This is a genomic window from Nostoc sp., from assembly GCF_041747015.1.
GTDB lineage: Bacteria > Cyanobacteriota > Cyanobacteriia > Cyanobacteriales > Nostocaceae > Nostoc.
This window is the reverse complement of record NZ_JBGTFY010000425.1, coordinates 23,954-38,700: the sequence shown is the minus strand read 5'-3', so window position 1 is coordinate 38,700 and position 14,747 is coordinate 23,954. Positions and strand designations below refer to the sequence as shown.

The following is a 14,747-nucleotide window of genomic DNA, read 5'->3' as shown; positions in this document are numbered from 1 at the left end:
GCTCCTGAAGGGGACTTGACGCCACGCTCACGTGAGCTAGATCAAATTCTTCGTTTAGCCGCCTAGACCACCAGTTGCAACTTTTTGATACTTAGCTCAGGAATTTAATTTCTGGGTCAATTTCTGCAAAAGTATAGAAGTTAACTAATTAGTTGCCCATTTGGGCACAAATTATGAAAAGCTTTTCTTCTTTGCTTAGTACGCATAAACAAAATAAGGCAGTTCGTTTTGCAGCATCTATCGTAGCAACGTTAGCGATGGCTGGTAGTGTTCATTCTGCCAATGCTACTTCTGTAAACATAACTACTGCAAAACAAATCACTGCGGTAACTGTCCAGCTAAATCAGACCAAACCAAATATTGCCGAGTTACAAACCACTAGGATTCAATATCAAACTGCTGGGATTAATCCTGTTGTACTGGTTCCCATCTTACTTGTTGGCGGTTTGATCATATTTGTCCCCCTATTCTTTGGCGGACTGGTAGTTATTGGCGAACGTGAAGTCGGCGTTGTGGTGAGAAAATTTACGATTTCCGGGCGCGGACTCCCCGCCGGAAGTTTGATTGCTCTCAACGGAGAAGCTGGCTTACAGGCAGATACTCTAGCACCTGGTTGGCACTGGGGTTATTGGCCTTGGCAATATTCTGTAAAGAAAGAGTCGGTAATTGTCGTTCCTCAAGGGGAAATCGCTCTAATTGTCGCCGCAGATGGTGAATCCAACCCACCAGAGCGGATCTTGGGCAAAATTGTCATTTGTGACAACTTCCAAGATGCTCGGAAATTCCTCAGCCAAGGTGGGGAAAAAGGGCGACAGATGGGTTTTCTCACGGCTGGTACATATCGAATTAACACTGCCCTGTTTAAAGTGATCATGGCATCAAATGCCAGCGCTCATGGCATGACTCCAGAACAGTTGCGGGTGTACAGTCTGGCATCTGACAAAGTTGGCATTGTCACTACCTTAGATGGCGTACCAATTTCTGCTGGTGAACTTGCAGGCCCGATAATTGACGAACACAACAACTTCCAAAATGGTCAGAAATTTATTGATGGAGGTGGGCGGCGAGGCTTACAAGAGCAAACCTTGCTTTCTGGTTCTTGGAACTTGAATCCTTGGTTTGTTCAGGTTGAGCAAGTCCCCATGACAGAAATTCCTATTGGATACGTGGGTGTGGTGATTTCTTTCGTGGGTAAGGCGCATCAAGATGTCAGTGGCGCAGCTTTCACCCACGGTAACTTGGTCAATCAGGGACACAAAGGCGTGTGGGTGGAACCGCTATACCCTGGTAAGCACCCAATTAATTCCCGAATCATGAAGATGGAACTGGTGCCAACGACCAACATTGTTTTAAATTGGTCAAGTCGGACTGAACGCCACAGATATGATGCTCAACTAGCTTCCTTGACAGTGCGATCGCGTGATGGATTTGCCTTTGATTTAGAAGTAGCACAAATTATCCATGTGGGTGCTTTAGATGCCCCGAAGGTGATTTCTCGCGTTGGGGCAATGCAAAATCTGGTAGACCATGTATTAGAACCGACTATTGGTAATTATTTCCGCAACTCAGCCCAAAACTGTACTGTACTAGACTTTCTGACTGCTCGGAGTGAGCGACAAACTGAGGCTGCTGAGTATATTAAAACAGCATTGCGGGCTTATGACGTGCAAGCGATCGACACCCTCATTGGTGATATTCAGCCACCAGCATCATTAATGCAGACACAGACAGACCGAAAAATTGCTGAAGAAGAACGCAAGACTTATGAAGTCCAGCAGATGGCGCAAACCCAACGGCAGCAACTTGTTCGGGAAACGGCACTGGCTAATATCCAGCAGGAAATGGTGAAATCGGAGCAGAGTGTACATATTGCTGACCTCAAAGCCCAAGCCCAAATCAAGCAGGCGAATGGTGAAGCTGAGGGGACAAAACTCCGGGCAATTGCGGAGGCTGAAGGTATTCGTGCTACAGGTAACGCTAAAGCTGAAACCTACCGGACTGGTGTGGAAGCCTTGGGATCACAAGGTTATACAGCTATGCAACTAATGCAGATTATAGGCGATCGCCATGTCCGCTTGATTCCAGATGTCTTAGTTGGCAGTAATGGCAGCAATAACGGCTTAGTAGATGGGCTACTATCGATGATTTTATGGAATCAAACTGGGAAGGGTGAATTCACACCAACACCTTTGCATCCCCAACCGATAGTTACCAAAGCACAACCAACCGCAGAAAACGGTTTTCCACCTATAGTTGTTAATTTTCCAGTGGATAAGTAAGTCGGTAGAATAAATCGAAGTCTGTAAAGTTTTGTTTAGGAAAAGGCGAAAGAAAAAAGGGTAAAGATTTTAAGTCTTTTCCCTTTTATCCTAAATTTAGATAACTGGAAGTGATTGATTAAGGTATTAAGAGTTGAATTCGTGACTGGAAAAGGGCGCTCGCTAATCTGCATATTCGTTTACGCCCAACAATAGGCAACGCGGAGACTTTGGACAAAATCAGCATTCAATCCTCATCAGGCAAATTTTCTATTTCCTCAGCAATGAGTATCTGAAAATCTTCGTCACAATGATTATGCAAATGAACCGCAGCAGCTAGGAGTTCTGCGAGAATCTCGGCTTGTTGGGTAGCAGTTAAACTCTTTAAATGTAATTGGTTAACTAAAGCTTGTACTTTCAGACATTCTGTGCTTAATTCAGCAATCAAGATACTGAGGGTTGAATTCGTGACTGGAAGAGGGCGATCGCTAATCTGCATATTCATTTATGCTGAACGATAGGCAACGCGGAGACTTTGAACTAAAATCACCAGAGATGCGATCGCCATCAACCCACCCCAAAACCAGTAAGGTAAAAGCAAATACCGTTGCATTTGCGCTGTATCAGAAAGTCCAAGGGAACCAGCAGAACTACTAAATAAATAATCAAGTTGATGGTACGTACTCACACAAGCTTGTACACCCAGAAATTGAATCACAAACCCCTGTGCCCAACGAGGTGCTTTTAGGGCGATACCCAAAATTATTAAACCTAGTACAGGTATTGCCACCAATCCAAACCAGGAACGTACCCAAATTAATGTGGAAAATAGCAAAAAACTCCCTAAAATTTTTAAACAGAGGGTTGCTGTTTTAAAACTGCGAGAAGCTAGAATCAAAGCTGCACCGGCAAGAGGTGGCCCCATTGGCCCGGCTGCTGCAACCATTGCTGGGACAATTGGCCCCAATGACGAACGGATGCCATAAGTTGCGACACCGGAACCATTGCTAAAAATCTCTAATTTCTGAAACTGTCCCCCTAATAGGACTGCCATTAAGCCGTGACCCATTTCATGAAACCAGGTTGCCAGGATCGTAAATGGGTATAAGATATAATCACCTCCTGGTAATTGCCACAATAAAGCAGTTGCGATCGCTGCTGCAATTAGCCAGGTTAGCCCCATGCGTTCAACAACTGACGGGGCTTCTTTTGTGAGCAAGGTTTCAAAATTTTTGCTTGGTTCCCTCATAGGTCACTCAATTTTAGATTTTAGATTTTAGATTGCCCTAATATAGGAATTTGGGGGTATTCGATTTTGGATTTTAGATTATCCCTTCAATCGAAAATTTGCAGTCTATTTTTATCCATCTTAGTTTAATTATTAAAGTAGTGGAGTTGCTGGGCAATGCAACAATTCGCACCTCGAAGCGACGGCTGTAACTATGGCGCTATCAAGAAAAACATAGTTATCCGTCGCTTGTCTGATGCGGTTCATTTTTCTCTCCTCCAAAATGGCTGCCGGAGGATAGGCAGAAAATGCCTAGACTGATGTCACAATTAATAGAGAATCAGTTAAGCAAGTTGAAATAGGAATGTCATCAAGTCTCCTTTACCCAAGCTGATGCGATCGCCTGGTCGCAAGCGATGACGATTCCCCGGTAAAAGCGGCAAATTATTAATATAAGTGCCATTAGAACTTCCTACATCTTCTACATAGTGAGCGTCTCCCTCAACGCGAATATCTGCATGAATCCGCGAGACAATTTCTGAATTGGGAAATCCTGAAACATCTATATCTGGGGGAATCCGATCATTGACCTTGCCGATATGAATCACAGAGACATTTTGCGGCAATTCAATTAGCTGATCAGTTTGAACGTGGATTAACCGCGCTGTAACCAGCTGCAATTGCGTTCTGGCAGCAGTTGTACTTGGTGCTGGTGCTGCTGGCGAGGGTACTTCGGCTTCAGACGTTGACGCTGGTTCCAAAGGTGGTGGAGTCGGAATACTTTGTACAGAGACTACGGGTTGATCTGGGACGGTTGGCGCTGGTTCGGGGGGGCTGCTTTCTGCAACAGATACCTGTGGCGGAGCTACTGGGGCAAGTGCCACCTGTGTTGGTGGTAAAGATGAGCCAGAGGGATGAGAGTTGGTAGATTCGTTCATTCCCAAGGCATCTGGTTCTAAAAGTTCTAACAGTGGATCAGGTGAAACTAACGGCGGTACTTCCACAGGAATATCGGGAGTAACTGTTGCAGCTACTGTTGTATGAACGTGTGGAACTCCTGCGGAGTGCAGGTTATAGCCACACTGACCGCAGAATGCAGCATCTGCCTGCACCGTTGCCCCACAACTGGAACAGTTAGTAGTTGCGGGTAGCGGTGTATAGCAAGCTTCACACTGGACAGCGCCATCAGGGTTGGGATGATTGCAATTAGGGCAGACGATCATCGATATTTAGCCTTTATTCAAGATCATCATAAATATAGGTAGGACTAGCAAGCAGAAGGCGGCCCTAGCTTTAGATTCTAGCAATTACTACTGATGGAACGATGAATTAATTGGACGCTCTCATGCGGGGAGCAGGGGGGACAAGGAGAATAACCAATGCCCTTCAGGAGTGCTGAGTGGGGAATCTCATTTCTTTACTCAGCACTCAAAACTGGGAACGGGCTAAACCCTAGCTATCCGCTAACGGAACTGTTTTGCCCAATGCCCAAGTTTAATGTTGGAGTTCCAAACCTGCTGCTGCATCCAGTAGCCACCAAAGTTCACCTTTGGGCTGAATTAAGCGGGATGGGTAAGTGAAGTCATCGGCTACAGGTGCAAAGACTTGCGCCAAAGCTGGTCGTTTATTAGCACCAGCAACCAGAAAAATCACGCTATGAGCAGAGTTGATGAAGGGGTATGTGAAAGTTATCCGGGGGTTTTTGTCTTTGTTACCCACAGTAACTAGGCGATCGCGTACTTTGAGAGCCTCTGTGTGGGGAAACAAAGATGCGGTATGTGCATCATCACCCATTCCTAGTAATACTACATCCAATGAGGGAAACTCGACCCCAGAAGAATTGAAAAACTCTTTGAGAGCTTGTTCATACTTAGCAGCAGCTAGTTCTGGATTAGCTTCAAAAGTCGGTACAGGGTGAATGTTAGCTCCTGGTATATCAACGCGATCTAGCCATGCCCGACGGGTCATCAGTTCATTGCTATCGGGATGATCTGATGGTACATAACGCTCATCACCCCAGAATATATGAATTTTATCCCAAGGCAGTTTTTGATTAGCAAGCGCTTCATATAACGGCTTAGGTGTACTGCCGCCAGATAAGGCGATCGTAAATCGCCCACGCTGCTCAATGGCAGTTTGTAACTTGGACAGAATTAATTCTAGCGCTCGTGCAACCAGTGCTAGCTGATCCGGTAGAACTTCAACGGTTTTGTTCATGGCTTCATCATCTTGCTGGCTTCCAGCAATACAATACCGAACTTATTACAATCTCCCTTTTTAACTTTTGAAACATTTAACATCGTGGATTAGGTAGGTTGGAAAAATGTAGACGCACCCTATCACCTTCAACGGTAGTACTTAGTAGTCAGTCCCACTAACTACTAAGTACTATCATGATTATTTTTATTTACATCCAGTTACTTGATACTTTGTTGATTAACACCACAGAGGATACATTTATTAATTCTTATTAAAAATTAATAAAACTAATTAATCACTTAATTTTGCACTGGGTAATGACATATTATTAATCTCCCATAAACAGGGCTTCCCAATCAGCGATCGCTTCACGTTGGGCGATTAACAATTCCTGAATTCCCTTTTCGGCAACATCTAGCAGTTGATTCAACTGAGTACGGCTAAAGCTGCCTTCTTCGGCTGTTCCTTGGACTTCAATGATTCCCAAGTGTTGATTCATTACCACATTAAAATCTACTGTTGCAGCCACATCTTCGATATAATTCAGATCCAAAAATGGCTCTCCCTCCAGTAATCCTACGGAAACCGCTGCTACCTGTCCACACAAAGGCGATCGCTCTAACACGCCCTCCTGCAACAATTTAGAAATTGCATGAGCCAACGCCACAAACGAGCCTGTAATGGCTGTTGTCCGAGTTCCAGCATCTGCTTGCAACACATCAGCATCCACAGTCAGCGTGCGTTCTCCCAGTGCCTCAAAATCTACTGCTGCACGTAAGCTGCGGCCAATTAGACGTTGAATTTCTTGCGTCCGTCCAGATAATTTTAATAATTCCCTTTCTTGGCGTTTTTGGGTAGCAGCTGGTAGCATCCGGTATTCAGCAGTTAACCAGCCTTTACCAGTTCCTTCGAGAAACTTCGGAACTCCTTTAGTAACGCTAACAGTACAAAGTACTTGAGTATCACCGCATCTTGCGAGAACAGAACCGGGGGCAAAGCGGGTGAAACTAGGGTAAAAGTTGATCGGACGTAATTCGCAGGGAATCCGACCGTCTGGACGCTGCCAAGCCATTGGAGTTGCCTCAAGTTTTTACGAGTGTGATGCTTATATCCCCCGCATGAATGGCGGGGAATATAAGCGAATAGTTGAATTTATTCAACCGTCAAGATTAATAAAGTTTTTCAATTCCTCTAATATCTTATACCAACCATGACAGTATAAGATGGGAGGTAAAGCGATGCTTGTATTTGAGTTCAAAACTTATGGAAAGTCGGCGCAATTAGTAGCAATAGATGATGCAATTCGGACTGCAAAGTTTATTCGTAATAGCTGTATTAAGTTATGGATGGATGTCAAAGGCACGGGTAAAAACGATTTGCAGAAGTATTGTGCTGTGCTTGCGGCACAATTTCCCTTTGCTGATGAACTCAATTCAATGGCTCGTCAAGCTTCTGCTGAACGGGCATGGTCTTCTATCTCTCGGTTTTATAAAATAGGATTGCAGGGGATGCAAATGATAGGTAGTCCTATTTCTGTATAATGCCTGTTTTTCTTGCTAACGTTTAAAGCTTTTGTAAGGTATTGAAGATTTGAAACGTCGTGATTTCCACCTTTGGATAAAGGAATGATGTGATCCACTTCGTAATCATCGGGACAGTTCACATAAAACTCTTCAGTCATTATTTTATTAACGCATTGCGCTAATGCATTAATCTTCAAAGCTCTGTATTGATTACGGTTTCTAATCTTAGACTGTCTGCCATCTTGAGTTCTGTAGTAAGTTTTGTGTCGAAGCTTTTCTAATTCCCTAAATGCCTCGTCGCTTGCATAACGTTCTCTTTTAATACGTCTTAAGTGTTCCTGATTCTCAGAGTTAAATCGTCTTGAGTGTTCTCTATTTGACTCTAAAAAGCCAGGGTTACTTTCTCGTCTTTTGGCACTGCGAATTCTGTCGCATTCAAGACATCGTTTACTCAAAACTAACCTTTCAGAGATATGCCCAAACTTACACGGATTGCCTGTAAAATATCGCCTTAATTCCTGATGAATTGCGTCCTCTCGGCTTATGATTTGCATCCAAAACACTCAAAATAGAACAATCTTATTATATCATTTTTCAACGTAAAGACCATGCTGTGAAATTAGCACGGTGCGTAGTTCAGTCTAACGACTTGATCGCCTACGAAGATTTGAGGATTAAAAATATGGTGAAGAATCATTGTTTAGCTAAGTCCATCAATGACGCATCTTGGTATCAGTTTCGTGTCTGGCTTGAATACTTTGGAAAAGTGTTTTTAAGAGTCACGGTTGCGGTTAACCCGCAATGCACAAGCCAGGAATGCTCTAGTTGCGGTGAAATTGTTAAGAAAACTCTATCTACCAGGACACACGTTTGTAAGTGTGGGTGCGTTATGGATAGAGATGAAAACGCAGCTAGAAATATCCTTAGTCGAGGATTGGGTACCGTAGGGCATACGGGAACCTCTGCACTAGATGTAGGCAACGCTTTAGGAGATGCGACCACTACTCATGCTAGAGTAATCCTGGATGAGCAAGTCATGTCTTTGATTAAAGAATCCCCGTCTCTTTAGAGCGGCGAGTGTCAAAATACTGCCTTAAGGTTAGCTTAGTTTTGCAAATCATCATTTGAAGGGCATTGAGCATTGCATTGGTTATTCTCCTTGTCTCCCTTGTCCCCTTATCTCCCTGCCCCTCTGCCCCCTGCTTGTGTTCTAAGGAACTGAAAGTAGAGTCAAAATATTTTGCTGCACCATCTCTGGTGACTGGTCGCCGTTGATGGTCAACAAGCAGCGACGACGGTCGTAATATTCTAGGATGGGAATGGTGCGATCGTAGAATAATTCTACCCGGCGTTGCACGATTTCGGGTTGGTCATCTGGCAGCGATCGCCCCAAGGAGCGGTTAACCATGACTGCTTCCGGGACTTGTAGATAAATTGCCCAATCTAGCTTCTGCCCTAAATTATCCAATAAAAAATCTAATTCTTCAGCTTGGAAGGCAGTACGAGGATAACCTTCTAACACCCAAGCGCAGTTAATATCTGGTTGTCTGAGGCGAATTTGGATCAATTCAATAATCATTTCATCTGGAACCAACTCTCCTTTTTCCATATATGGCCGTGCGTGGTAACCTAGTTCATTCAAGCTAGCGTAAACCGAAAGAGAAATCCGAGGGTCGGCCTCTGACCATTGGAACTCCGGCAAGAGCTTATCGCCAGATATTGCTTCCCGTAAAATCTCACCTGTAGAAATCAGAGGAATATCAAAGTATCTGCAAAGGCTTTGTGCTTGAGTGCTTTTACCCGATCCTGAACCTCCCAGAATCACCAATTTCACAACAATTAACTCCTTATCCTGTAAAATTCACTACTTGCTAAGTACAGCTTTGCCCAAACAACCGCGAAATCTCACATTTAGCGATTTTCATCTGTTATGCCCAGCTTTTTTAAATAATTGGAACTCTAAATTTATGTGTTTTCATTTTTACAACTACTTTCAGCGAAAAAACGAAAATAACTCTTGACTTTAGCACAAGCGTAGTGTTTGACTAAGAATGCAATTTGCCAAATCCACTACACCTGTGAAAAACAGATTGATTATACAGGCAAATTTGGAACAAGTACCGCCAGTACAAAACTTTAATTTATTGTAAATTTTTGAACTTTACCTTATGGCTGCCCAGCTAGAAACCCCAAGTATAAATTCAACTCTAACGTTACCATATCCAGTTGAAGGACTAGTGCAAGTTTTCACTAGCTCTCATCGTAACTTTTTTACGAGCGTTATAGCTCAAGCACTGAGAATAGCTGGACAAGGAACGCCAGTATTAATAGTGCAGTTTCTCAAAGGAGGTATTCGTCAAGGACAGGAAAGACCTATACAACTAGGACAAAATTTAGATTGGATTCGCTGTGATTTGCCTCGTTGGATTGATACACCCCATTTAGACGATACGGAAAACCAAGCCTTACAAAAGCTGTGGCAGTATACACAACAGGTAGTGTGTGAGAGTAAGTATTCTCTCGTTGTTTTAGATGAGTTAAATTTAGCAATTAACTTTGGTTTAATTCCTGAAACTGAAGTTTTAGCTTTTTTAGCAAAACGCCCTCCCCACGTCGATATCATTCTCACAGGGCCAGAGATGCCCAAATCTCTCTTGGATATAGCAGATCAAATTACAGAAATCCGTCGCAGTCATCGACCCTAAACAAAATACTCAGTTCGTGTTAATATATCTAGTCTGTTTGAATTAACGTTAGCAGCGAATTTGTGATTAAGAACGATATCTGGATTACTGAAATGGCTCAACAGGGTTTGATTTCGCCCTTTGAGCCAAGCTTAATCCGAAAAGTGCAAAAAGCGGAAAGTTTGAGCGGTGGCTCCCGCAGTTCGGAACTTTCTCAGATAGATGAGGCTGTAGCGGTTCAACCTGTAATTAGCTATGGTTTGTCTTCTTATGGCTACGACATACGCCTTTCCCCGGCTGAGTTCCGCATTTTTCGCCATATTCCTGGAACCGTAGTTGATCCCAAAAACTTTAATCCTCAAAATCTGGAGCCGACAGCACTGCACACAGATGCCAATGGCAATTACTTTATTTTACCTGCTCATTCCTATGGACTTGGGGTTGCTCTGGAAAAACTGGAGGTTCCTGAGAATATTACAGTGATTTGCATAGGCAAAAGTACTTATGCACGTTGCGGTATCATCGCAAATTTAACGCCTGCTGAGGCTGCGTGGCGGGGTCATCTTACATTGGAGTTTTCTAATTCTTCCAGCGCCGACTGTCGCATCTACGCGAACGAAGGTGTGGTGCAATTGCTATTTTTAGAAGGCGAACCCTGCGCTATCAGTTACGAAACACGTCAGGGTAAATATCAAGATCAGCTAGAGATTGTAACTCTGGCTAAAGTTTAGTTGCGATCGCAAGTTGACTATAAAATATCCCCTAAGTCTTCAATTATATTTGCTACAACAATGCTGCGTAAAATGTCTTAAAGTAGCAATAATTATGAAATATATTTGGTTGTACCGCATTTTTTATGGTAGAAACAAAAAACTGAGCTTAAACCCATAAGCAGGATGCAAGATTTAACTTGGACACAGGCGATGGGGGAGTTGTAATGAGTCGGTTTGAAAGCTTGTCCTTGAATGAAGCCGACATTAGGATACACTGGCTTTTGAAGACATCCGAAGTTCATCACCGACTTGGTTTGCTGCTGGTTACTTCTTCCTTAGTATCCTATCGCTTTTTGCTGCATGAAACTTACTCAAATTTACGGGAAGTCTCCCTCAAGAAGGTTTCTAGCATCTACAACGACTCCCACTGTTTTGAGGCTATAGTCTTAAAATATTTATAAGCTTTACCTACGAATTAACTCTCTCTAAAAAAAGCGCCGTCTTTGCTGTCTAAGCTCACACCTTACTTGTTTTTATCCAGATTTGTGTAGCTTACAAACTGTGGATTAACTTAATATTAAGCCTGTTTTACTATTTAGTTTTTTATCTGACCTATTAGACTGCTTGATGTTCATTTCACTTTTTTCAATAGCTTTTAGCTCTTATCGCTCCCATGCTGACTCATCACCGCAAGCCCGTGTGCTTATCGCTTATTTCCACTGACCTACCAATCTGGTCTGTTGTCGAAACTGCCGGGACATTGTATCAAAAAGACACTGAGCGGTTCCATTTACTGTTGACTGCACCGCCCCTAATTAGCTGCGAAGTAAAAAGTGTCTTTAGTCCAGAGGACACACTTTCTCAAACTAAGAGCAAGGCTTACGCCCCCAATAGTCCGAGGATTTTGTGGCTGGAGATTTCCCCTTACCGGGTAATCATGACTATGCAAGGTAATGCTCAAGTAAGTTACCGTCATTTCTGGGAAAAGGGTGTTTATGGTATCAGTCGCTATTGGTTGCCAACTGAGTCATTGCAATCTAACGATCCCATTCGTTTACGGAATTTTACTAGTAGCTTAACTCTCAATGGACACCCTTTACCAGAGCATTTACGACTGGAATATGAATTATGGTCAGAAAAAGTCCAGCTAGGACGCTACATCCTCAATTTAGAAATTAAACACTGATAGTTATGGGAATTAGGGACTAGGAAGATTTCTCAATACCTAATACCCGATCCCCAATACTCAGTCTCTTTCAACCAAAATAACTGGGTTGGTTTCCAGGTTTCCATTTAATATTGCACCCAACACTCGGCTTTTGCTCGCTTGTAACAGGTTTACTTGCCAGCACTGCTTCAATGGCTGCGCGTAAATCTGCGCCCGTAACAGGTTTACCATTACTGGGGCGGCTATCATCTAATTGTCCCCGATAAACAAGTTGGCGATCGCTATCAAATACAAAAAAATCAGGTGTACAAGCTGCTGTGTAAGCCTTAGCCGTTTCCTGACTTTCGTCGTAGCATAAAGTAAAATTAAAACCTAATTCTGCTACAAATGCTTGTAACGAATCTGGCGCATCATCTGGGTAATTCTTTGCATCATTAGCACTGATGGCAACGATCGCCAAATCACTTGTAAAATAATCTTTTCCTAACTGCGCTAATTCTTTTTCGACGTGCTTTACAAAAGGGCAATGCCGACAAATAAACATTACCAACAGCGCTTTTTTATCTGCAAAGGTGCTAAGTGAAGTTGCCTTTCCAGATACCACTTCCGGGAGATGAAAATCTGGTGCTTTAGTGCCTAGCGGCAACATTGTTGAAGCAGTTAAAGACATAATTTACCTGATAACTTTACGCTGATAACTAACAGCTTTTGCTATCAGTATATTTTACTCTATAGGACTCATATTTGATTTCTGAACAGGATTTCAGATGAAACCCTGGTAAAACGAGCTTTTCAGTCTCAGTATAGTTTCAAAAATCAAACCGGAGTCCTATAGCACTAAGTTTTCCATAAATTAAGAGACGGTAAATTTACCGTCTCTTAATATTTGTTGAGAATTAAGTTATAAAAATTAGTTATTACAGATTTGCCAAAACACCAACAATACCGTGTCCTGTGAATACTTCTAATGCCATCAGAGAGACAAAACCAATCATGGCTAAACGACCGTTGAGCATTTCTGCGTAAGGAGTGAAGCCTGTGCGATCGCCTTGCTCATCTATATAAACCTTTGGCTCGATCGCAAAGTTGTTCAGTTTGCCTTGGTCGTCAATTATAGCAGTGTTTGTACGCATGGATTTTTCCCTGTCTTCTCTTTATGTAAACAAGTGTAACGACTATATTAATATTTGTAAAGTATCTTAATCTGCTCAAGTAGAAGTCCAAGCCAGAGATATGATGATGGATCGAGTTCAAAGCCATGTCTAATCAACAGGCTCCGCTCCTTCTTAGTAAGCGCTTTCAGTCATAAATCCATTCCCCAAAAGCTCATGCATCGATTTCGAGTAGAGGTTATTGCCAAAACACCAAACCCCCAGCAGGTGATTTATGCCGCGATGCACCAGGACTATACTGATGGGTTCGTATTTGATGAGCGCGACTCCTGGCCTTCGGAGTCACAAAGTGGCGAAGTTATTGTTAAGCGACTGTTAGCAGGTGAGAGAGGACACTATGGGCCTCTAGAGCATCCCCAGATTGTGTTCAACTGTGGCTACTTTCCCCACAGTGTGATGCAGCAGGCTCGTACTCATCGTGTGGGCGTATCATTTGATGTTCAATGTCTGGCTGGTAATACTGAAATCACTTTTGTTAACTGTAAAGGCGAAAGTAACCAAAACTTGAAAAAAACTATTGGAGAGCTATACGAACTCTGGACTAACGGGGAAAAAGCAATCCGTCAAAGGTCGATTCGCGGTAGAAATGGAGAACCACCCGGTCAGTATCGACGTGACTCTAAACAACGTATCCGCAAAATGCGTTTGCGAGTTCTAAACGAAGAAACTGGCTTATTTGAAATTGGGCATATTAAGGATGTAATATGCAGTGGTCTTCAGCCCGTCTACCGAGTAACTTTAGAAGATGGAAAGACTTTAGATTGTACTGTTAACCATCGCCTATTTACCTCAGTTGGCTGGGAAAGGATGGGTGATGCTGTTGGTTTAGTTACTAATCATGATGGTAATGTAGTCAAAATGACTAAGCTGTGCAACTTGATGTGTAATGGTCTGGTAGTAGTAGACAACCGGCTTTACAAAAACAGGGAATGGCTTAAATCTCAAATAGCAAAAGGACTCTCTACATTAGAAATTGCATACCTATCTAAATGTTCCATAAATACTGTTAGAAGTTGGGCTAGTAGATATGGATTATCTTTAAATCCAAAAGATAGTCAATTTGCTAAAGAACATAAGCCCTGGAACTATAACCCTGATGCACTCTATCGAGACAAGTTTTGGTTAGAAGAGCAACTTAGTAAAGGACTTCATACTGATGAGATGGCAGTACTAGGTAACTGCTCAATAGAAGCAATTAAAAAATGGGTTTACGCTTACGGTTTATCCCTAAATAAAAAGCCACCTGGTTCAAAAAATCCTTGGAACAAGGGTAAAGGTGGTTATCGCTTAAACTTGTCAGAAGAAAGTCGAAAAAAACGTATAGAAAACGCGAATAAATATACAAAAAGAAAAGAAGAATCTAACTTTTGGAAAGGAGGTACATCCACTGAAAGAGAGCTAATAGGTGCATGGACAAGAGAAACTGCTCCACAAGTACATGAAAAGTTCAACTATATTTGCCAGAAATGTAAAGTTCGTGGTGGTAATCTTCATGCTCATCATTTAATACCAGTTTATGCTGGTGAATTGCTTGCTTATAAATTTGATAACCTAGTGACTTTATGCAAAAAGTGTCACGAATATATTCATCAAAAGAATCAAGAGGCTGAATTCGCTAAATCCTACAAACCAATCCTAGAAACCGCAATTTGGCGTTCCAAGCCGAAGCCTATGGGTAGAAAGCTTCAGGCGCATCCAGTCAAGGTTAAGAGTGTAGAATACCTTGGAGAACAAATGACTTATGATCTAGAAGTTGATGGTTCATGGCATAATTTTGTCGCTAACGGAATTGTAGTTCACAA

General features: G+C 42.6%; 15 protein-coding genes and 2 pseudogenes. 8 read left to right on the top strand and 9 right to left on the bottom strand.

Annotated features, from left to right (window positions below):
• Nucleotides 1-173: 173 nt before the first annotated feature.
• Nucleotides 174-2,279 (top strand): SPFH domain-containing protein, encoded by a 2,106-nt coding sequence (locus tag ACEW80_RS33635; RefSeq protein WP_373530764.1) that lies wholly within the window; start codon nucleotides 174-176, stop codon nucleotides 2,277-2,279.
• A gap of 226 nt (nucleotides 2,280-2,505) precedes the next feature.
• Here ACEW80_RS33635 and ACEW80_RS33630 read toward each other — a convergent pair whose 3' ends face one another.
• From ACEW80_RS33630 to rph, 5 genes are all read right to left on the bottom strand, one after another.
• Nucleotides 2,506-2,763 carry a hypothetical protein gene (locus ACEW80_RS33630; RefSeq protein ID WP_373530763.1) on the bottom strand — a complete coding sequence of 86 codons (258 nt, stop codon included), beginning with the start codon at nucleotides 2,761-2,763 and terminating at the stop codon, nucleotides 2,506-2,508.
• The gene (locus ACEW80_RS33625) at nucleotides 2,764-3,507 is read right to left on the bottom strand and encodes a M50 family metallopeptidase (protein ID WP_373530762.1); all 744 of its coding nucleotides are present in this window, start codon (nucleotides 3,505-3,507) and stop codon (nucleotides 2,764-2,766) included.
• A gap of 323 nt (nucleotides 3,508-3,830) precedes the next feature.
• On the bottom strand, nucleotides 3,831-4,709 hold the full coding sequence (locus tag ACEW80_RS33620; RefSeq protein WP_373530761.1) for an FHA domain-containing protein: 879 nt from the start codon (nucleotides 4,707-4,709) through the stop codon (nucleotides 3,831-3,833).
• Between the two features lie 271 nt (nucleotides 4,710-4,980).
• The gene (gene pgl, locus ACEW80_RS33615) at nucleotides 4,981-5,703 is read right to left on the bottom strand and encodes a 6-phosphogluconolactonase (RefSeq protein WP_373530760.1); all 723 of its coding nucleotides are present in this window, start codon (nucleotides 5,701-5,703) and stop codon (nucleotides 4,981-4,983) included.
• Between the two features lie 310 nt (nucleotides 5,704-6,013).
• A complete protein-coding gene (gene rph / locus ACEW80_RS33610) occupies nucleotides 6,014-6,757 on the bottom strand; it encodes a ribonuclease PH (RefSeq protein WP_373530759.1) in 744 nt (247 codons plus the stop codon).
• Nucleotides 6,758-6,923: 166 nt separating this feature from the next.
• On the opposite strand from rph, the gene ACEW80_RS33605 reads away from it, so the two are divergent.
• On the top strand, nucleotides 6,924-7,226 hold the full coding sequence (locus ACEW80_RS33605) for a hypothetical protein (protein ID WP_373530758.1): 303 nt from the start codon (nucleotides 6,924-6,926) through the stop codon (nucleotides 7,224-7,226).
• On the opposite strand, the gene ACEW80_RS33600 is transcribed toward ACEW80_RS33605, so the two are convergent.
• On the bottom strand, nucleotides 7,172-7,366 hold the full coding sequence (locus tag ACEW80_RS33600) for an HNH endonuclease (RefSeq protein ID WP_373530767.1): 195 nt from the start codon (nucleotides 7,364-7,366) through the stop codon (nucleotides 7,172-7,174). The two genes, ACEW80_RS33605 and ACEW80_RS33600, sit on opposite strands and share 55 nt — an antisense overlap.
• A 437-nt stretch (nucleotides 7,367-7,803) precedes the next feature.
• On the opposite strand from ACEW80_RS33600, the pseudogene ACEW80_RS33595 reads away from it, so the two are divergent.
• Nucleotides 7,804-8,277, top strand: a pseudogene (locus tag ACEW80_RS33595) (RNA-guided endonuclease InsQ/TnpB family protein); the annotation flags it as partial.
• A gap of 141 nt (nucleotides 8,278-8,418) precedes the next feature.
• Here the strand turns inward: ACEW80_RS33595 and ACEW80_RS33590 are convergent.
• Nucleotides 8,419-9,042 (bottom strand): adenylate kinase family protein, encoded by a 624-nt coding sequence (locus ACEW80_RS33590; RefSeq protein ID WP_373530757.1) that lies wholly within the window; start codon nucleotides 9,040-9,042, stop codon nucleotides 8,419-8,421.
• Between the two features lie 334 nt (nucleotides 9,043-9,376).
• Here ACEW80_RS33590 and ACEW80_RS33585 point away from each other — a divergent pair, with 334 nt between their 5' ends.
• The 4 genes from ACEW80_RS33585 (at nucleotide 9,377) to ACEW80_RS33570 (ending at nucleotide 11,791) form a co-directional block, all read left to right on the top strand.
• Nucleotides 9,377-9,913, top strand: a complete 537-nt coding sequence (locus tag ACEW80_RS33585; protein ID WP_373530756.1) for a P-loop NTPase family protein — start codon at nucleotides 9,377-9,379, stop codon at nucleotides 9,911-9,913.
• Nucleotides 9,914-9,975: 62 nt separating this feature from the next.
• Nucleotides 9,976-10,623, top strand: coding sequence for a dCTP deaminase (gene dcd, locus ACEW80_RS33580; RefSeq protein WP_373530755.1), 648 nt, complete (start codon nucleotides 9,976-9,978; stop codon nucleotides 10,621-10,623).
• A 206-nt stretch (nucleotides 10,624-10,829) separates the two neighbouring features.
• Nucleotides 10,830-11,066: a hypothetical protein gene (locus ACEW80_RS33575; protein ID WP_373530769.1), complete on the top strand. Its 237-nt coding sequence runs from the start codon at nucleotides 10,830-10,832 to the stop codon at nucleotides 11,064-11,066.
• Between the two features lie 212 nt (nucleotides 11,067-11,278).
• Nucleotides 11,279-11,791 (top strand): hypothetical protein, encoded by a 513-nt coding sequence (locus tag ACEW80_RS33570; protein WP_373530754.1) that lies wholly within the window; start codon nucleotides 11,279-11,281, stop codon nucleotides 11,789-11,791.
• 70 nt (nucleotides 11,792-11,861) lie between these two features.
• Here ACEW80_RS33570 and ACEW80_RS33565 read toward each other — a convergent pair whose 3' ends face one another.
• Nucleotides 11,862-12,443 carry a thioredoxin family protein gene (locus ACEW80_RS33565; RefSeq protein ID WP_373530753.1) on the bottom strand — a complete coding sequence of 194 codons (582 nt, stop codon included), beginning with the start codon at nucleotides 12,441-12,443 and terminating at the stop codon, nucleotides 11,862-11,864.
• Between the two features lie 247 nt (nucleotides 12,444-12,690).
• Complete coding sequence (locus ACEW80_RS33560; protein ID WP_373530752.1) at nucleotides 12,691-12,906, bottom strand: chlorophyll a/b-binding protein; 216 nt, start codon at nucleotides 12,904-12,906, stop codon at nucleotides 12,691-12,693.
• 195 nt (nucleotides 12,907-13,101) lie between these two features.
• Here ACEW80_RS33560 and ACEW80_RS33555 point away from each other — a divergent pair.
• Nucleotides 13,102-14,745, top strand: a pseudogene (locus ACEW80_RS33555) (FAD-dependent thymidylate synthase); the annotation flags it as partial.
• Nucleotides 14,746-14,747: the final 2 nt, after the last annotated feature.